This is a genomic window from Streptomyces sp. NPDC005533 (assembly GCF_042871845.1).
Lineage (GTDB): Bacteria > Actinomycetota > Actinomycetes > Streptomycetales > Streptomycetaceae > Streptomyces.
In genome coordinates, this window is record NZ_JBIAJH010000002.1 from 180,119 (window position 1) to 193,947 (window position 13,829).

16 protein-coding genes are annotated in these 13,829 nt (G+C 73.9%); 9 read left to right on the forward strand and 7 right to left on the reverse strand.

From position 1 onward, the window contains the following. Positions 1–45: 45 nt before the first annotated feature. A complete protein-coding gene (locus tag ACFYP3_RS02885; protein WP_388825714.1) occupies positions 46–579 on the forward strand; it encodes a hypothetical protein in 534 nt (177 codons plus the stop codon). A gap of 1,301 nt (positions 580–1,880) precedes the next feature. On the opposite strand, the gene ACFYP3_RS02890 is transcribed toward ACFYP3_RS02885, so the two are convergent. From ACFYP3_RS02890 to ACFYP3_RS02900, 3 genes are all read right to left on the reverse strand, one after another. Then, positions 1,881–2,303, reverse strand: a complete 423-nt coding sequence (locus ACFYP3_RS02890; RefSeq protein WP_388825717.1) for an STAS domain-containing protein — start codon at positions 2,301–2,303, stop codon at positions 1,881–1,883. A 132-nt stretch (positions 2,304–2,435) separates the two neighbouring features. Continuing rightward, on the reverse strand, positions 2,436–3,524 hold the full coding sequence (locus tag ACFYP3_RS02895) for a DUF5954 family protein (RefSeq protein ID WP_388825720.1): 1,089 nt from the start codon (positions 3,522–3,524) through the stop codon (positions 2,436–2,438). 74 nt (positions 3,525–3,598) lie between these two features. Further along, complete coding sequence (locus ACFYP3_RS02900) at positions 3,599–4,036, reverse strand: DUF3224 domain-containing protein (RefSeq protein ID WP_388825722.1); 438 nt, start codon at positions 4,034–4,036, stop codon at positions 3,599–3,601. Between the two features lie 148 nt (positions 4,037–4,184). On the opposite strand from ACFYP3_RS02900, the gene ACFYP3_RS02905 reads away from it, so the two are divergent. The 4 genes from ACFYP3_RS02905 (at position 4,185) to ACFYP3_RS02920 (ending at position 7,072) form a co-directional block, all read left to right on the forward strand. Next, complete coding sequence (locus tag ACFYP3_RS02905; RefSeq protein WP_388825725.1) at positions 4,185–5,150, forward strand: helix-turn-helix transcriptional regulator; 966 nt, start codon at positions 4,185–4,187, stop codon at positions 5,148–5,150. 179 nt (positions 5,151–5,329) lie between these two features. Continuing rightward, positions 5,330–5,716 carry a hypothetical protein gene (locus ACFYP3_RS02910; RefSeq protein WP_388825728.1) on the forward strand — a complete coding sequence of 129 codons (387 nt, stop codon included), beginning with the start codon at positions 5,330–5,332 and terminating at the stop codon, positions 5,714–5,716. A gap of 127 nt (positions 5,717–5,843) precedes the next feature. Beyond that, positions 5,844–6,554, forward strand: coding sequence for a helix-turn-helix transcriptional regulator (locus tag ACFYP3_RS02915; protein ID WP_388825731.1), 711 nt, complete (start codon positions 5,844–5,846; stop codon positions 6,552–6,554). Positions 6,555–6,643: 89 nt separating this feature from the next. Further along, positions 6,644–7,072 (forward strand): nuclear transport factor 2 family protein, encoded by a 429-nt coding sequence (locus tag ACFYP3_RS02920; protein ID WP_388825734.1) that lies wholly within the window; start codon positions 6,644–6,646, stop codon positions 7,070–7,072. On the opposite strand, the gene ACFYP3_RS02925 is transcribed toward ACFYP3_RS02920, so the two are convergent. Further along, positions 7,044–7,934 (reverse strand): GNAT family N-acetyltransferase, encoded by an 891-nt coding sequence (locus tag ACFYP3_RS02925; protein ID WP_388825737.1) that lies wholly within the window; start codon positions 7,932–7,934, stop codon positions 7,044–7,046. The genes ACFYP3_RS02920 and ACFYP3_RS02925 overlap by 29 nt on opposite strands. Positions 7,935–8,122: 188 nt before the next feature. Here ACFYP3_RS02925 and ACFYP3_RS02930 point away from each other — a divergent pair, with 188 nt between their 5' ends. Next, positions 8,123–8,515 (forward strand): RidA family protein, encoded by a 393-nt coding sequence (locus ACFYP3_RS02930; protein ID WP_388825740.1) that lies wholly within the window; start codon positions 8,123–8,125, stop codon positions 8,513–8,515. A 357-nt stretch (positions 8,516–8,872) separates the two neighbouring features. Here ACFYP3_RS02930 and ACFYP3_RS02935 read toward each other — a convergent pair whose 3' ends face one another. Further along, positions 8,873–9,334, reverse strand: a complete 462-nt coding sequence (locus tag ACFYP3_RS02935; RefSeq protein WP_388825743.1) for a hypothetical protein — start codon at positions 9,332–9,334, stop codon at positions 8,873–8,875. 128 nt (positions 9,335–9,462) lie between these two features. Between ACFYP3_RS02935 and ACFYP3_RS02940 the strand changes: the two genes are divergently transcribed. After that, the gene (locus ACFYP3_RS02940) at positions 9,463–9,759 is read left to right on the forward strand and encodes a hypothetical protein (RefSeq protein ID WP_037806522.1); all 297 of its coding nucleotides are present in this window, start codon (positions 9,463–9,465) and stop codon (positions 9,757–9,759) included. A gap of 12 nt (positions 9,760–9,771) precedes the next feature. Here the strand turns inward: ACFYP3_RS02940 and ACFYP3_RS02945 are convergent, their stop codons facing one another. Together ACFYP3_RS02945 and ACFYP3_RS02950 are read right to left on the reverse strand one after the other, a co-directional pair. Then, positions 9,772–10,611 (reverse strand): MerR family transcriptional regulator, encoded by an 840-nt coding sequence (locus tag ACFYP3_RS02945; RefSeq protein ID WP_388825746.1) that lies wholly within the window; start codon positions 10,609–10,611, stop codon positions 9,772–9,774. Positions 10,612–10,710: 99 nt separating this feature from the next. After that, positions 10,711–11,157: a hypothetical protein gene (locus ACFYP3_RS02950; protein ID WP_388825749.1), complete on the reverse strand. Its 447-nt coding sequence runs from the start codon at positions 11,155–11,157 to the stop codon at positions 10,711–10,713. A 190-nt stretch (positions 11,158–11,347) separates the two neighbouring features. Between ACFYP3_RS02950 and ACFYP3_RS02955 the strand changes: the two genes are divergently transcribed. After that, entirely contained in the window at positions 11,348–12,670 is a 1,323-nt protein-coding gene (locus tag ACFYP3_RS02955; protein WP_388825752.1) for an MFS transporter, read from the forward strand. Between the two features lie 263 nt (positions 12,671–12,933). Then, positions 12,934–13,695 carry a peptidoglycan-binding protein gene (locus ACFYP3_RS02960; RefSeq protein WP_388825755.1) on the forward strand — a complete coding sequence of 254 codons (762 nt, stop codon included), beginning with the start codon at positions 12,934–12,936 and terminating at the stop codon, positions 13,693–13,695. The last annotated feature ends 134 nt before the right edge of the window (positions 13,696–13,829 follow it).

A 13,829-nucleotide genomic window follows, 5' to 3' on the forward strand; every position in this document is an offset into this window, starting at 1 on the left:
CATGTGTGGGGTGGTGGGTTCGGCTCGGGTGCGGAAGGTACGGCAATGGAGGCTGCGCGGGAGGCGGAGTTCGTGACGGTCGCGGGTCTGGTCGCGGCGGTGGCGCAGGGGCAGAGCGGCGCGCTGTGGCGGCTGGAGGACGTCGACCGGCAGTTGGACGCGAACCTGGTGCGCCACCTGCCCGGGACCGGCGGCGCGCCGCACACCGAGGACGAGGTCGACGTGATGCTGGTCGTCCTCGGGGGCGGCGGCATCCTCACCCTCGACGGTGCCCAGTCCCAACTGTCCCCCGGATTCCTCGGCGTGCTGCCGCGCGGCACTTCCCGGGCGCTGCTGGCCGGATCCGAAGGACTGCTCGTCCTGACCGTGCACCGCAGGCGCCGCGGCATGCGCATCGGACGGACCGCTCCCGCCGCCGCCCCCCGACCGTGCGAGCTGCACCTGGTGTGCGGCCACTGCCACCGGCACGCGATCGAGGCGGACGCCCGCTACTGCAGCGCCTGCGGCACGGCCCTGCCGTCCGAGAACCCGACGGGGCAGGTCGGCGAAGGCGGCAGAGGGCAGGCGCGGGGGCGGTAAGTGCGGCCAGGGCCAGGGCCGAAGTCGGAAGGGCTGGCGGGGTCCTGGTGCGTAGCGTCGCGTCATCCGTCGGCTGGCCTGGCCCGGTTCCAGGGTCGCCCCGCCACTCGGGCCGGCTCGACACGAGGACGCTCCGGAGGCGGCGCCAACCGCCGTGCGTATCAGGCGCGTTCGCGCTCTGCGCCCCCAGTGCATGTCTGGAGCGAACCACCGTCAACCACACCCCGTGCGGCGCCTCCGCGGCGGCGGCCATCGGCCTGTGCCGGGACTGACGGCGGCACGACTTCATGGCGCGGAGCGGAGTCCGGAAGGCCGACCTGCCGGAACGGGGAAGGCCTGGGCGCGGGTGCATGCCGACATGCACGGCACGCGCATGCGCCGCAGGCGCCCGGTCGTCGACCACCTGGCCGGATTCCTCACCGCGCACGACCGCGTCACGCCCTGCGACCTGCAACTGCTCATGAGGGCACTGGAGTCCTCGGCCTGCGGGGAGCCGGGGCCGAAGCTCCTGGTGGCCCTACCCGACTCGGGCGCCGCCCCCGGCAGCCGGTCCGCGCCCCGCATGACCGGGGAACTCGCCTGCCCATGCGGCTCCAACTGCCGCTGCACGGAAGGTGAACAGACCCGCGCCGGCGCGCCCGTAGGTGCTCCGGCTCCGCCGGTGACGACTCGCCTCCGCATCAACATCCGGGGTGCCCAGCACGCTTGCTTCCAACGGGGCGTCAGGGGAGCGGCGCACTCTAAACATCACTCAACGTGTTTATCGCAGCCGGTATTGGAAACGCTGAGTAGCTACAGGAAGTAAGGGTCAACGCGAAAGGCGGGAATCATGTCCGTGAGCATCGGAATCATCCTCGTTGTGGTGACGGCGGTCATCGCTGCGATCGCGCTCGCCCCGGCGGTGGCACCCGCGGAACCCGACCAGGCCGTAGCCCGGTCCGGTGATGAGGACGCACGCAGGACCGGCCGGAGCCGACGCCCTCGCCGCCGGCTGCACCACATTCCGCCGCAGCAGACGGGCGACCGTCGGCGAAGCTTCGGCTGACCGGCGGTCGGCGCCCGGCCCTGTCCAGGGCGGGGCGGGGCAGTTCCGGACGGTGGGCCCGCGGTCATCGCGGGCCCACCAGGCCGGGGTTACCTCGTCGCGCCGAAGACCGGGGGCGCCAGAGGGCAGTGGATCAGGGTTCTGGGGGTTGTCATCAGAGGTGGCGGGGCAGGGCGGCGGTTGCGCGGCTCAGCCCGTTCCCAGTGCAGCAGGAGGACCGCCGCGAGTATCGGGGTGCAGGTCAGGAGTATGAAGGTCATGACCCCGCCTGCGCCGTCCGTGAGGCGGTCCGGGATGCCTGTCCTGTCATGGCGGCGGCCGCCCCCAGGAGGCGCCGTACGGCCGGGGAGCAGTGGGCGAGCCTGAGGCGACGCCCGTGGCGGGGCCACCAGTCGAGGACGGCCAGGAAGCCGGAGTCGGCGAAGGTGACCTCGGAGGTGTCCAGCACGAGGCCGCTGTAGCCGTCGTCGGCCGCCGAGGCCAGCAGCGCCCGCAGCGGGGCGGCACTGAAGTGGTCGATCTCCCCGCTGAGGCGGACGATCAAGGTGGCGCCGAGGGTGGTGCAGGAGCGGATCTCTATGACGCCGGGCGCGGTGTCAGCGCCCGAGTCGTGCACGGTGGGAGGGGCCAGGGGCGCGAGAGTGGCGGGCAGTATCGGGGCGGTGCTTGAGGTACTCACGTCCCCGTCAACGCGTCCCACCCGGGGTCGGGAAACGAGCCGTGCGGTCCATTCACCCCATGTGACCAGCATCGATCCCCCACAGGAGGCAAGCTTTCACCCGGATGAGGCGTCAGGCGCCGGCGGTTCCGCTCAGTCTTCGGGGAGGATACGGCCGTCCTCGTCGAGGGGGAGGTGGATGCGCGCGGGGTCCTGACTGTTGGTGTCGGAGGGGCGCGGGCCCTCAGGGCCGTCGGGCCCCCAGCGCAGCAGGCGGCGGGTGCGGGCGATCCGGTACACGGTGTCCTGGAACTCCAGGTGGTTGACGCGCCCGGCCCGCAGGGTGTCGGCGGCCTCGGCGTACGCGGCCAGCTCCGCGGGCCGAGGGGCGGGCGACGCCCCGTCCTTCGCCGTCCACGTACGGGCATCGGCCTGCGGGCCGGCGTCGCCGGGGATGTGGCCGTGCATGCGCGGCCACATCCACGTCAGGGCGAACTCCAGCGACCTGCGGGCTTCGTGCGCGCTCGCGTGCGGGCCGCTGACCGGCCTCCAGCCGCGGGCGGCGCCCTGTTCCACGACGGTGAACGTGGGCGGCAGCAGCAGTACGTCCGGGTGCGTGTCCAGGGCCCGCTGCGCGTCTGTGCGCACCTCTTCGGGGAACCGTTCGCCGGTGTAACACAGGCTTCGAAGCGCCAGTCGCTCCACGGCCTGGGTGGGCGTGACGGGTGCGTCCGGGTCCAGGAGCAGGTCGTCGTCGACCCCCGGCCCCTTGGCGGCGCGGTCCCAGTCGGGGGAGAGCGGATCGGGATCGGTGGGACGCGGCTGTTCGATGCCGTCCGGGCCCGCGCCCGCGTACTCCTCGGCGCGTACGACCCGGTACCGGGTCCCCGCCACCTCGAGTTCGTCGACGCGCTCGCTCTCCAGCCGGGCGACCGCCGCCAGCAGTGCACGCCGTTCCGCCCTGTCGCGCGCATCGTCCTTCGCGCGGAACCACAGCCGCGAGTTCAGCCCGTCACGCGCCTGCTGCGGGCAGCCGTCCGTGACCGCGACCACCACCCGCCACCGCGGATCGTCCCCGGCGCTCTGCTCCGCCACCCCGAACAACGGGCCGCGCACCACCACGCTGGCGGTACGCGCCACGGCGTCGACCGCGTCGGCCTCCACCGCGGCTTCCACCGGTTCCACGGGCACCCGTACCACCATCGGTCGGGACCCGCCCGGCCCCACATCGCCACGGTCCATGCGGCCATCCTGCCGATTGCGGTACGGCACCGTCCCTGATTCACCGATTCCCGTCCGGGCGGGCGCGGGATCGACTATGCGGGGGACCCCAGAGCGTACGTGAAGGAGTAGGCGACGGAGGTTTCGCCGTGGCGGTACGTGAATCCCCCCGAGCCCGTCAGGCCGGCGAGGTCCCCGGTGGCGGAGCCGGGCACGACCTCGAAGCGGCAGACGGTGCCGCCGGCGTCGAAGGTGCCGCGCTCCTCCAGGACGAAGCCGCCCTTGCGGCCGTCGACGCTGCCGGTCACCAGTTCCATGCCGCTGTAGCTGCCGACGTTCTCCCCGGTGTAGGCGATCGTGTAGGCGCAGGCGGTCTCGGCGGCCTCGATCCCGCCGGTGAACGCGTTGGTGACGCGGGCGTGGGCGAGCCGCGGGAGGGCTTCCGCGGATCCGACGGGGGTCTCCTCCCAGTTGGCGAAGGTGAAGCGGCCACCGGTCTCCAGGGGCGCGGGGGCGGGCGTGGGCGTGGGCATGGGCGTGGGCATGGGCGTGGGCATGGCTGTCCTATCGGTCGGGTCGGTGGGTCAAACGCGCTGGTCCGCACGGCGGTTGATCGTGCTGTGCCCCAGGCTGGCAGGGGTACCTGACACCTTCTGTCAGGTATGGCTGACAATGGGATCCATGCGCGCCGACCGGCTCCTCTCCCTCCTCCTGCTGCTGCAGAATCGCGGCCGGATGACCGCGCCCGAGCTCGCCGCCGAGCTGGAAGTGTCCTTGCGCACGGTCTACCGGGACGTCGAGGCACTCGGCGCCTCCGGCGTCCCCGTCCTCGCCGACCGGGGGCCGGCCGGCGGGTACCGGCTGGCCGAGGGCTACCGCACCCGCCTCACCGGCCTCACCGACGCCCAGGCGGGCTCCCTCTTCCTGGCCGGCGCCCCCGGACCCGCGCGGGAACTGGGCCTCGGCGCCGACCTGGCCGCCGCCCAGCTGAAGCTCCAGGCCGCACTGCCCGCCGCGCTCGCCGGACGGGCCCGGCGGATCCAGGACCGCTTCCACCTCGACGCGCCCGCCTGGTTCCGGGAGGCCGACCCCGTCCCGCACCTCGCGCAGATCGCCCAGGCCGTGTGGGACCAGCGCGTCCTGCGCGCCCACTACCGCCGCTGGCGCGGCGAGGTGCGGCGCGAACTGCACCCGCTCGGCCTGGTGCTCAAGGCGGGCATCTGGTACCTGGTGGCCGAGGCCGACGGCGGCTCCGTACGGACCTACCGGGTGGCCCGGTTCCTGGCCGTGGACACCGGGACGGAGGGGTTCGAACGGCCCGTCGGCTTCGAACTCGCCGCGTACTGGCAGGAGTCCACCCGTCGCCTGGACGCCGTACTCCACCAGCAGACTGCGGAGCTGCGCCTGTCCCCGCGCGGACAGCGGCTGCTGCCCATGCAGTTCGGGGCGGCGGCCGACCGGGCACTGGCCGAGGCCGGCCCGGTCGACGCGGACGGCTGGGTCCGGGTGCTCCTGCCCGTCGAGTCGGCGGAGATCGCCGTAGGCGACCTGCTCAGGCTGGGCGCCGAGGCCGAACTGCTCGGCCCGCCCGAACTGCGCCGCGCCCTCGCCGAAACGGTGGCCACACTGGCCGAACGCTACGCCTGACGTACCGGCATCCGTTCGATCCCGGAGGGGAATTCTGCCGGTGCGAAGCCGGCCGCGGTCGGCCTTGTCGAACGGCCACGGGCCCCGGCGGATCGAGGCTATGGTGGGCCACGCGTGGGGTTGGTGCGGCCTGGTTCCCGTCAACTACCCCTACTTCGTGCAGTGGGAAGGGTTGGCTGGTGACCGACTATCAATGCGGGTCGTGCTCCTACGGCAGCAACGATCTCGATGAGCTTCGACAGCACGCGCAGCGGACGGGGCACGTCGGTATCCGCGACAAGGACGGCCCGCTGGAAGAGGCCGGGCCAAGCGAACGCAAGGGCGGCAAAGGCAGGGTCTTGGCGGAGGTCGCCATCGGCGCTCTGGCGGCCACCGCTGTAGGGGTGCTCGCCTGGAAGAACCACAAGCTGACGGCTGAGAACGACGAACTGACGGCTGAGAACGTCGAAGTGAAGTCCATGGCCGGTGGACTGCTGGCTGAGCTGGCGGCGTTGGTGACGGAGAACGAGTTCCTGAAGTCGGCCAGTGGCGCGGGGACCACGCTCAACAGCTATCGCGGAAGCTGAGCAGGACGGCATCGCTCGGACGGACCGCCGGAGCAGGCGCGGGCCAGTGGGGCGTCTCGGTGTGACGTCGGCGTGATCAGGGGCTCCACGCCTCGTGATCACGGGACATCGGCTACGGTCCTTGGCTGTGAACCGTACCGAGCGTCTGTACGCCCTGGTGGAGGAGTTACGGGCGGTCTCGCCCCGGCCGCGCAGCGCCCGGTGGCTCGCCGAGCGCTTCGGCGTGAGCACGCGCACCATCGAGCGCGACCTCAGCGCCCTGCAGCAGGCCGGTGTGCCGGTCTATGCCGAACCGGGCCGCAGCGGCGGGTACGTGGTCGACAAGGACCACACCCTGCCGCCCCTGACCATCACCCCGGCCGAGGCGGCGGCCCTGGCCGTCGCCCTGCACGGGCTGTCCGGGACACCGTTCGCCGCGGACGCCCACTCGGCGCTGCACAAGGTGTTCGCCGTCATGTCACAACGCGAACGCCAGGCCGCGCGCGAGCTCGCCGCCCGGATACGGCTCCCCGTGAACCCCGCCCGCCCGTCCGCGCTCCCGCACACCATGCGCGAGGCGCTCTCCACCCACCGGCTGCTGCGCCTGCGCTACGCCGACGACGCGCACGGCGAGGTCACCGACCGCACCGTCGAACCCCTGGGCTTCCTCGGAGGCGACCCCTGGTACCTCGTCGGCTGGTGCCGGCTGCACTCCGCCGTGCGGGGCTTCCGCCTCGACCGCATCCGGGAGGCGCGGGCACTGGAGGAGACGGCGGAGCCCCGTCCCGTGGACCTGTCCGAACTGGACGGCCTCGGACGGGATTTCGTCACGCTCGACGAGCTCTACAGTTTCACTTGAGCTGCTGCCCGGAGGGCTAAACACCGACAGAGGGTTGTCGCCTGCGGCCCGGAGGCTGGGTGACCACGAACCGACCCTGGAAGGCACCCATGTCTGTGACGACGATCCCCACCACCGACTCCGCGCCGCTGACCCGGGAGGCCGGCACCCGGCTGGTGGAGGGCTGGACGGCGCTCTGGAACGGAGACCTCGCACTCGCCGAGCAGATCCTCGCCCCCGGCTTCCGGCTGCACTTCGCGGACGACTTCGACGGCACCGGGTCCGCCGCCACCTTCGGCCGTGACGAACTCACCGCGTTCATCTCGGCCAACAGCCTCGCCCTCACCGGCCTGACGTTCGCCGCCGACGCCGCACCGCTCGTCGACACCGAGCGCGGCGAGATGGCCTGCCGGTGGCTCGAGAGCCACACCGGCGGCAAAGACGTCGTCGTCAAGAGCGGCATCGACATGTTCGCGGTCACGGACGGCCGGATCTCCGCCGTGTGGTCCCTCACCGGCAACCGTCGCTTCGACGCCTGAAGAGGCCCTGGCCCCGGCCGTCGCCGGACTCCCAGCGGACCTCGCCGTCCCGGCGCCGCCCGGTCGGCCGCAGTCCGCAGCGCGCGGCGACCGCCGCCGAGGCGACGTGGTCCGGACGGATGTGCGCGACCAGCAGCTCGACGGGCAGTGACCTCAGCCAGGCTGCGACGGCCCGCGCGGCCTCCGAGGCGAAACCGTGGCCCTGCCAGGGGGTGCCCACGACCCAGGCGAGCTCGGCCAGGCCGCGCCCCGGGACGATCGTGGCCTGGACGGTGCCCACCAGCCGCCCCTGCCCGCGCAACCGCAACACCCAGTTGGCCCAGATGGTCGCGGGGTCGGGAGAGCCGGCGCGGAGCCGCTCGTAGCGGACGCGGAGCTCCTGCGGCGACAGCGGTGAGCCGCCGGTGAAGGCGTGCAGGGCGGGGTCGGCCAGGACGAGGCTCATCTGGTCGGCGTGCGCGGGGAGCAGCGGGAGCAGGTCCAGGCGGCGGGTGGCGAGCGCGACCGGCCGGACGGCGGGCCGGCGCACCTTGGCCGCCGCGCCCGGGCGCGGTACCCCGTCCACGGCCAGGCAGATGCCCAGCACCCGGTCGTATCCGGTCCAGCCGTTGACGCGGCCGTGGTTGTTGCTGATCTGCACGCGCCTTCGCGGGGCGTCCACCGCCGACACGAGGTGCAGGTACACCGTGCCCGAGACACGGGCCAGGACGATGTCGCCGACCTCGACCAGCTCCGGGTCGGCCGGGGCGACCCGGACCCGCTGCCGGCTGTGGACCAGCGGCTCCATGGATCCGCCGGTCGGCCGGAACTCCACGGTCTCGCCCCGGCCGACCCGGTCCGCCTGTGTGTCGAGCATGCCCATCGGGCGAGTCTCGCGGGGCGAGATGTTCCCGGCCACCGGATTTCACCGGGGCGGGGTCCGGTTCGGCTCTTTCCGGACGTGTCGCTCAAGCCCGCGCCGCTCCCGCAGGGGTGGCAGGGGGGAGCCGGAGCCGGAAGAGACGGACCAGGGTCTGTTTCGAAAGTACGGTGATCTGCAAACATGGGGCGATGGATCATGTGCGGCAGACAGTCAGTTCCGGCTCGCCACTCGAACCTCGCATAGGGTTTTCCCGGGCAGTCCGCAAAGGGGCGCACGTCGTGGTCGCTGGCACTGCTCCCATCGGGGACGACGGGGCGACCGTGGGGCGAGGCGACGTATATGCCCAGACCGTCAGGTGTCTGGACATCGCAGACGCCGCGCTGAAGGCAACGGGGGCGTCGACGGGGGACGTCGTGCGGACCCGCATCATGCTCACCGATGTGACTCGATGGAAAGAGGCCGCGCGAGCGCACGGGGAGCGGTTCGCCTCCGTCCGTCCCGCATGCACCTTCGTTGAGGTCTCACGTTTCATCGATCCCGACTGGCTCGTTGAAGTGGAGCTCGACGCCATTCTCGACTGACTTCCGAAAGCGCTCGTCACAGCGGTTGATGCCGCACTCGACCGCGTGGCGCTCGCGGTAGTCGACCGGGTCGAAAGGCGGAGGCCGGCCGCCGCGGGAGCCGAGCTTCTGACGGCTGCGGGCCTGGTCGGCCTTGTCCGGGATGGTGCAGCGGATCCCGCGTCGGCGCAGGTAGGCGCGGTTCCTTCGGGAGGTGGACGCGTGGTCGGCCCGCACCCGGTCGGGGCGGACGCGTGGTCGGCCCGGCCCGGGGCGGGGCGGGGCACGCGGACCTTCCCGCACGCTGGTGGGCGCGGCAGGCCGTGGAGTCGACGTGGAGTCGACGCTCAGGTCGCACGCCACTTTCGACACAGGGGCCTATTGGGCGGCCGTGTCGGGCTCCACCTCCAGGAAGCGGCGTCGGCGCGGGCCCCGGTACAGGAGGCAGACCCACCCCAGCGGTTGCAGTACGGCCGCGCAGGCGGTCAGGCGCTCCTGCTCCTCCTCGGCCGCGCCGCCGCCCGGGGGCCCGACCCAGGTCACGTGCACCCGGCCCGGCTCCGGCGCGGCGGCCACCCGGTACCCCGTCCGCGTGCGCCGGCCTTCCGCGTCCAGTGCCGACGGGGTGATCCCCGACGCCTCCAGTACGAGGGCCACCGCGCGCGACGCCTGCCGTACCTCCCACGGCGCGGGAACCGCCGCGCCCGCCGGGCCGTTGACCAGACGACGGATCTGCAGCAGCCCCTCGTAGGCCGTCCGCAGCTCGGCCTCCCGCCGGCCGGGTGGCGCGGCCGGGCCGTCACCGGTGGCGGGCTCGAAGCCCTGCCCGGGTACCGTCATCGGCTCACACCCTCCCGTTCGTCGAGCGCCCGGCGGGGCCCCTCGCGCACCCGTCTGAGTACGTTGTGCCCAACGGCCTGAGTATCCGCCCCGATTCCCCGCCGGGCCGCCGCTGGTCGAATGGGGTCATGACTTCCGACGCCCCGCGCAGCGCGACCGTCCGCCCGCGCATGCAGCACGTGACCACCGCAGGCTCGGCCCTGGCCGTGGCCCTGGTCCCGCTCGTCGTCGGCGTCCTGTTCGCCAAGGCGATGGCCGCCGACCCGATGACCCCGGTCAACGCCCTGATCGCGGGCGGCGGCCAGCGGGCCGCCCTGCCGCGGGGCGAGTGGAAGCGGCGCGGTCACAGCACCCTGCGCAGGTTCCGCACGGTGCGCCGTGACACCGCACGCCGGTGCGCCCACGTCTGCGGCCGCCGCCCCTGATCCCTCCGCGCGTCAGGACCCGGCGAGGGGCTCCTGCAGTTCGGTGACCCACTGCTCCGGGTCCTCCGGGCAGGACAGGGTCAGCTCCCGCGCGTACCCCGCCGAGCGGTGGCCGTGCGCGTCGATCCACCGCGCCAGGGCCTGCGCGGTCGGCAGTACGCCGTCCATCGCGCCCCGGTGGACCACGGTCGCGGCCCGCTCCACCCCGGGGAGCGTGACGATCCGCACCTCGCCCCCGAGTTCCTCGGCGCGGACCGAGGCCGCCACCGGAAGGCCGGCGTGGACGAGGATCGCCGTTCCGCAATCCGCGCCCGGCGCGTCCTCGTAGTAGGCGGTGCCGGGACCGGTCGGGACGACCCCGGCCTCCTCGACGCGGCGGCACAGCTCGTCGTAGAGCGGGCCGATGACCGGGCCGATGTCCTGCGGGGCGAAACTCCCGGCCGTGCCGGTCAGCTCGGCGAGCCGGACGGGCGGGAGGCTCTTCACGACGATGTCGTCGGCAGGCATGGTTCCCTCGCTTTCGATGGTCCGGAGCCTCGCCTCGACCTGGACCAGCCGGGCCGCCGCGGCGGCCATGGCGCTCTCCAGTTCCGCCTGCCGCAGCCGCAGCATGCCGCGCAACTCCTCCGCGCCCACGCGCTCGTCGAGGATCGTCCCGACCTGGTCGAGGCTGAACCCCAGTTCCTTGAGCGCGATGACACGGTTGAGGCGGGCGAGCTGCCCGGCCTCGTAGGAGCGGTAGCCGGTGAAAGGGTCGACACGCGCGGGGCGCAGCAGTCCGAGCGCGTCGTAGTGACGCAGCATGCGGACCGACACCCGGCCGTGTTTGGCGAAGTCTCCGATGGTGAACATGACGTGCTCCACTACAAGGTCTGACACAGGGAGAGGGTCAAGCCTCGCATCCGGCACGGCGCCGGCCTGCGGCGGTGTGGCCGCAGAGCACGGGGACGGTCAGCGGCCGTACTGCCGCAGGCACAGGTCGACGATGGACGGCGGTACGACCCCGTCCGCGGCCGCGCAGAGCTCGTCCATGTGGGGCGGCGGAGCCGGCCGCCGGCGCGGGTGAGGGTGCGCGGTCGCGGGCCCGGGCACCCGCGTCCGCCGGGGCGGCACCGCCTTGGCGCGGGCCCGTTCGCGGGACGGCCCGGGCTCCGGCCCGGAGCCCCGTTCCGCCGCTGGTTCCGCTGCCGGGTCCGGGTCCTGGTCCGGGTCGGTTTCGGGTGTCGCGGGCAGTTCCCCCAGGGGCAGCGCCAAGGGGGTGGGGAGCTCGGGCGCGTCGGCGGGCGGCACGGAACCGCGGACGGGAACCGGAGCCGAATCCTGCGGTGCGACGGAGACACAGCCGGCGCTCGCGAGGAGCGCGAGGAGGGAGAGGGGCACGGCCCGGCGTAACTGCATCCGACCACCTTGCCGTACGGTGCGGCCCGCCCGGTTCCGTCCTCACGCGTCCGGGTGACAAGGCCCCCGTGGTTGCGGCCGGGGCGTGTGGGAAATTGGAACGGCAGTGCGGGCGACGGGGGAGGCGCGACCCCCGGCGCCCCGCGCGCTCGTGTCCTGCCCGCCGAACGCCCGTACGGAGTGCCCGTCCATGACATCAGCCGCCGCGCCCGGCAGCCCCACACCGCCCCCGGAGCCCACGGCCCGCCGCACGACCCGCCCCGCGTCCCGCCCCGCGTCCCCACCCTCGGCCGTGCCCGCTGCCGCCGCCCTGCCCGAGGCAGGGGGCGGACCCGCGCCGTGGAAGGGCTGGGCGGCCGTGTGCGCCCTCGCCCTCGGGATCTTCTGCCTCATCACCTCCGAACTGCTCCCCGTCGGGCTGCTCACCCCCGTCGGAGCCGACCTGGGCGTCTCCGACGGCACCGCCGGGCTGATGGTCACCGTGCCCGGCCTGATCGCCGGATGCTGCGCCCCGCTGGTCACCGTCGGCGCCGGCCGGCTCGACCGGCGGCTCGTGCTGTGCGTGCTCATCGCCCTGATGGCCGCCGCCAACCTCGCCGCGGCCCTCGCCCCGAACTTCGCCGTCGTGCTGGCGGCCCGCCTGCTGGTCGGCGTCAGCGTCGGCGGATTCTGGGCCATCGCGGGCGGCCTCGCCGTACGCCTCGTCCCCGCGCACCAGGTGGGCCGGGCGACCGCGCTCGTCTTCGGCGGCGTTCCCACCGCCTCCGTACTCGGCGTACCCGCCGGTACCCTGCTCGGCGAACTCGGCGGCTGGCGCGCCGCCTTCGCGGCAGTCGGCGCCCTCGGCCTCGTCACGCTGACCGCCCTGCTCCTGCTGCTGCCCCCGCTTCTGCCGACCCGGCACATCACCTTCCCGGAACTGCCCGCCCTGCTCCGCGCAAACCGCGCGGTCCGTGCGGGGGTGATCGTCACGTTCCTGGTGGTGACCGGGCAGTTCGCCGCCTACACCTTCGTCCGGCCGATCCTCCAGGACGTCTCCGGCATCGACGCCGCCTACGTCAGCACGCTCCTGCTCGGCTACGGCGTCGCCGGTGTCGCCGGGAACTTCCTGGCCGGGACCCGCGACGCGTACCGGACCCTGCTCGGGGTCAGTTCCTCCCTCACCGTCATCCTCGCGCTGATCGCCGTCCTCCCCGGACCGGTCGCGGGCACCACGCTGCTGCTCGCCTGGGGACTGGCCTACGGAGGGGTGTCCGTGAGCGTGCAGGGTTGGATGACCAAGGCGTCCCCGGACGCGCCCGAAGCGGCCTCCTCGCTGATGGTGGCCATGTTCAACCTCGCCATAGCCGCGGGCGCCCTGTTCGGCGGCCTCGCCGTCGACGGCATCTCCGCACCCGCCGCCCCGCTCGGCGGAGCCACCCTGATGCTCGTGGCCGCATGCACCGTGTGGGTCACGGCGGTCCGCCGCACCGACAGACCGGACGACCAGCCGGATACCGGACATCCGGCTTGACCCGGACCCTGCCTGAGGGCGAGAGTGCGCCGATCAAGAGCCACCGCTTGAGCCGCACTTCGGAGATACGCCAGATGTCCCCATTCGTTCGCACATCGCTCGCCCCGGCCACGGTCGGCGGGTCTCCGGCACTCGGCACCCCCGGCGTCCCCGCCACCGGTGCCCCCCTGGCTCCCGCCGCCCGGCGGCGCAGAGCCTGACCGGCCGGGCGGGGGCCGGCACCGCACCGCCGCGCCGGCCCCCGTCCCCGCCGGGGAGCCACCATGTCCCAGGATCCAGATGAGAGCGGGCTCGTCCCCGACGACCACCTGCTCGTACGCCCGTACGTCGGCCCCTCGGGCCCGCCGCCCCGGTCGGCGGCGCCCGCCTGGCCGCAGACCGGACCCCTCGCCTTCCCCGGCCCGGTGCGCGGCCCGCGGCCCGGTGGCCCCGCCACGGCCCCCGCCCCCGCCGCGACCCCCGCAGGCGTGCGCGACCCCCGGGACGGCGCGAGCGGCAGCCGCAGCCGCAGCCGGCTTCCGTCGGCCGTCGCCACCCTGCTCGCACTCGCCGCGGTCGGCGCCCTGGTGCTCCTGCTGAGCGGGCCCGAGCCGGAACCGCCCCGGGCCGGGCGGCCGCCCGAGCTGTCCCTGCCGGTGCTCCCGGCACGTAGCCCGGACACCGGCGTCAGCGAAACCGGGCCGGCCGCGTCCGCACGGGCCGGGGCGTCCCCCGCCGCCGCGACGGCGAAGCCTTCCGGCAGCGCGAGCGCGAAGGCGAGCGAGGGGACCGGGCCGATGCCCTCGCCGAGCACGTCGGCGCCGCGACCGTCGAACGCCCCCGTGACCCTGCGGATGGGGGACAAGGGGCCCGAGGTGCGCGCCCTGCAGGAAATGCTCTACGGGCAGGGGTTCACGTACGTCACGGTCACCGGCGTCTTCGACAGCCAGACCAAGCGCGGCGTCAGCCAGCTCCAGCGCGACCGGTCCATCAAGGGCGACCCGCCGGGCGTCTATGGTCCCGCGACCCAGGCGGCCATGAGGTAGCGCCGCGCGCCCCCCCCGGCGGGTTGCGGAGGTCGCCAGCGTCCGGGCGGCTTCCGGCGCCCTCCGTGGCCGAGGCGGGTCCGGCGCCCTCCGCGCCCGAGGCGGGTCCGGTGGCCTCCGCGGCCGACACGGCT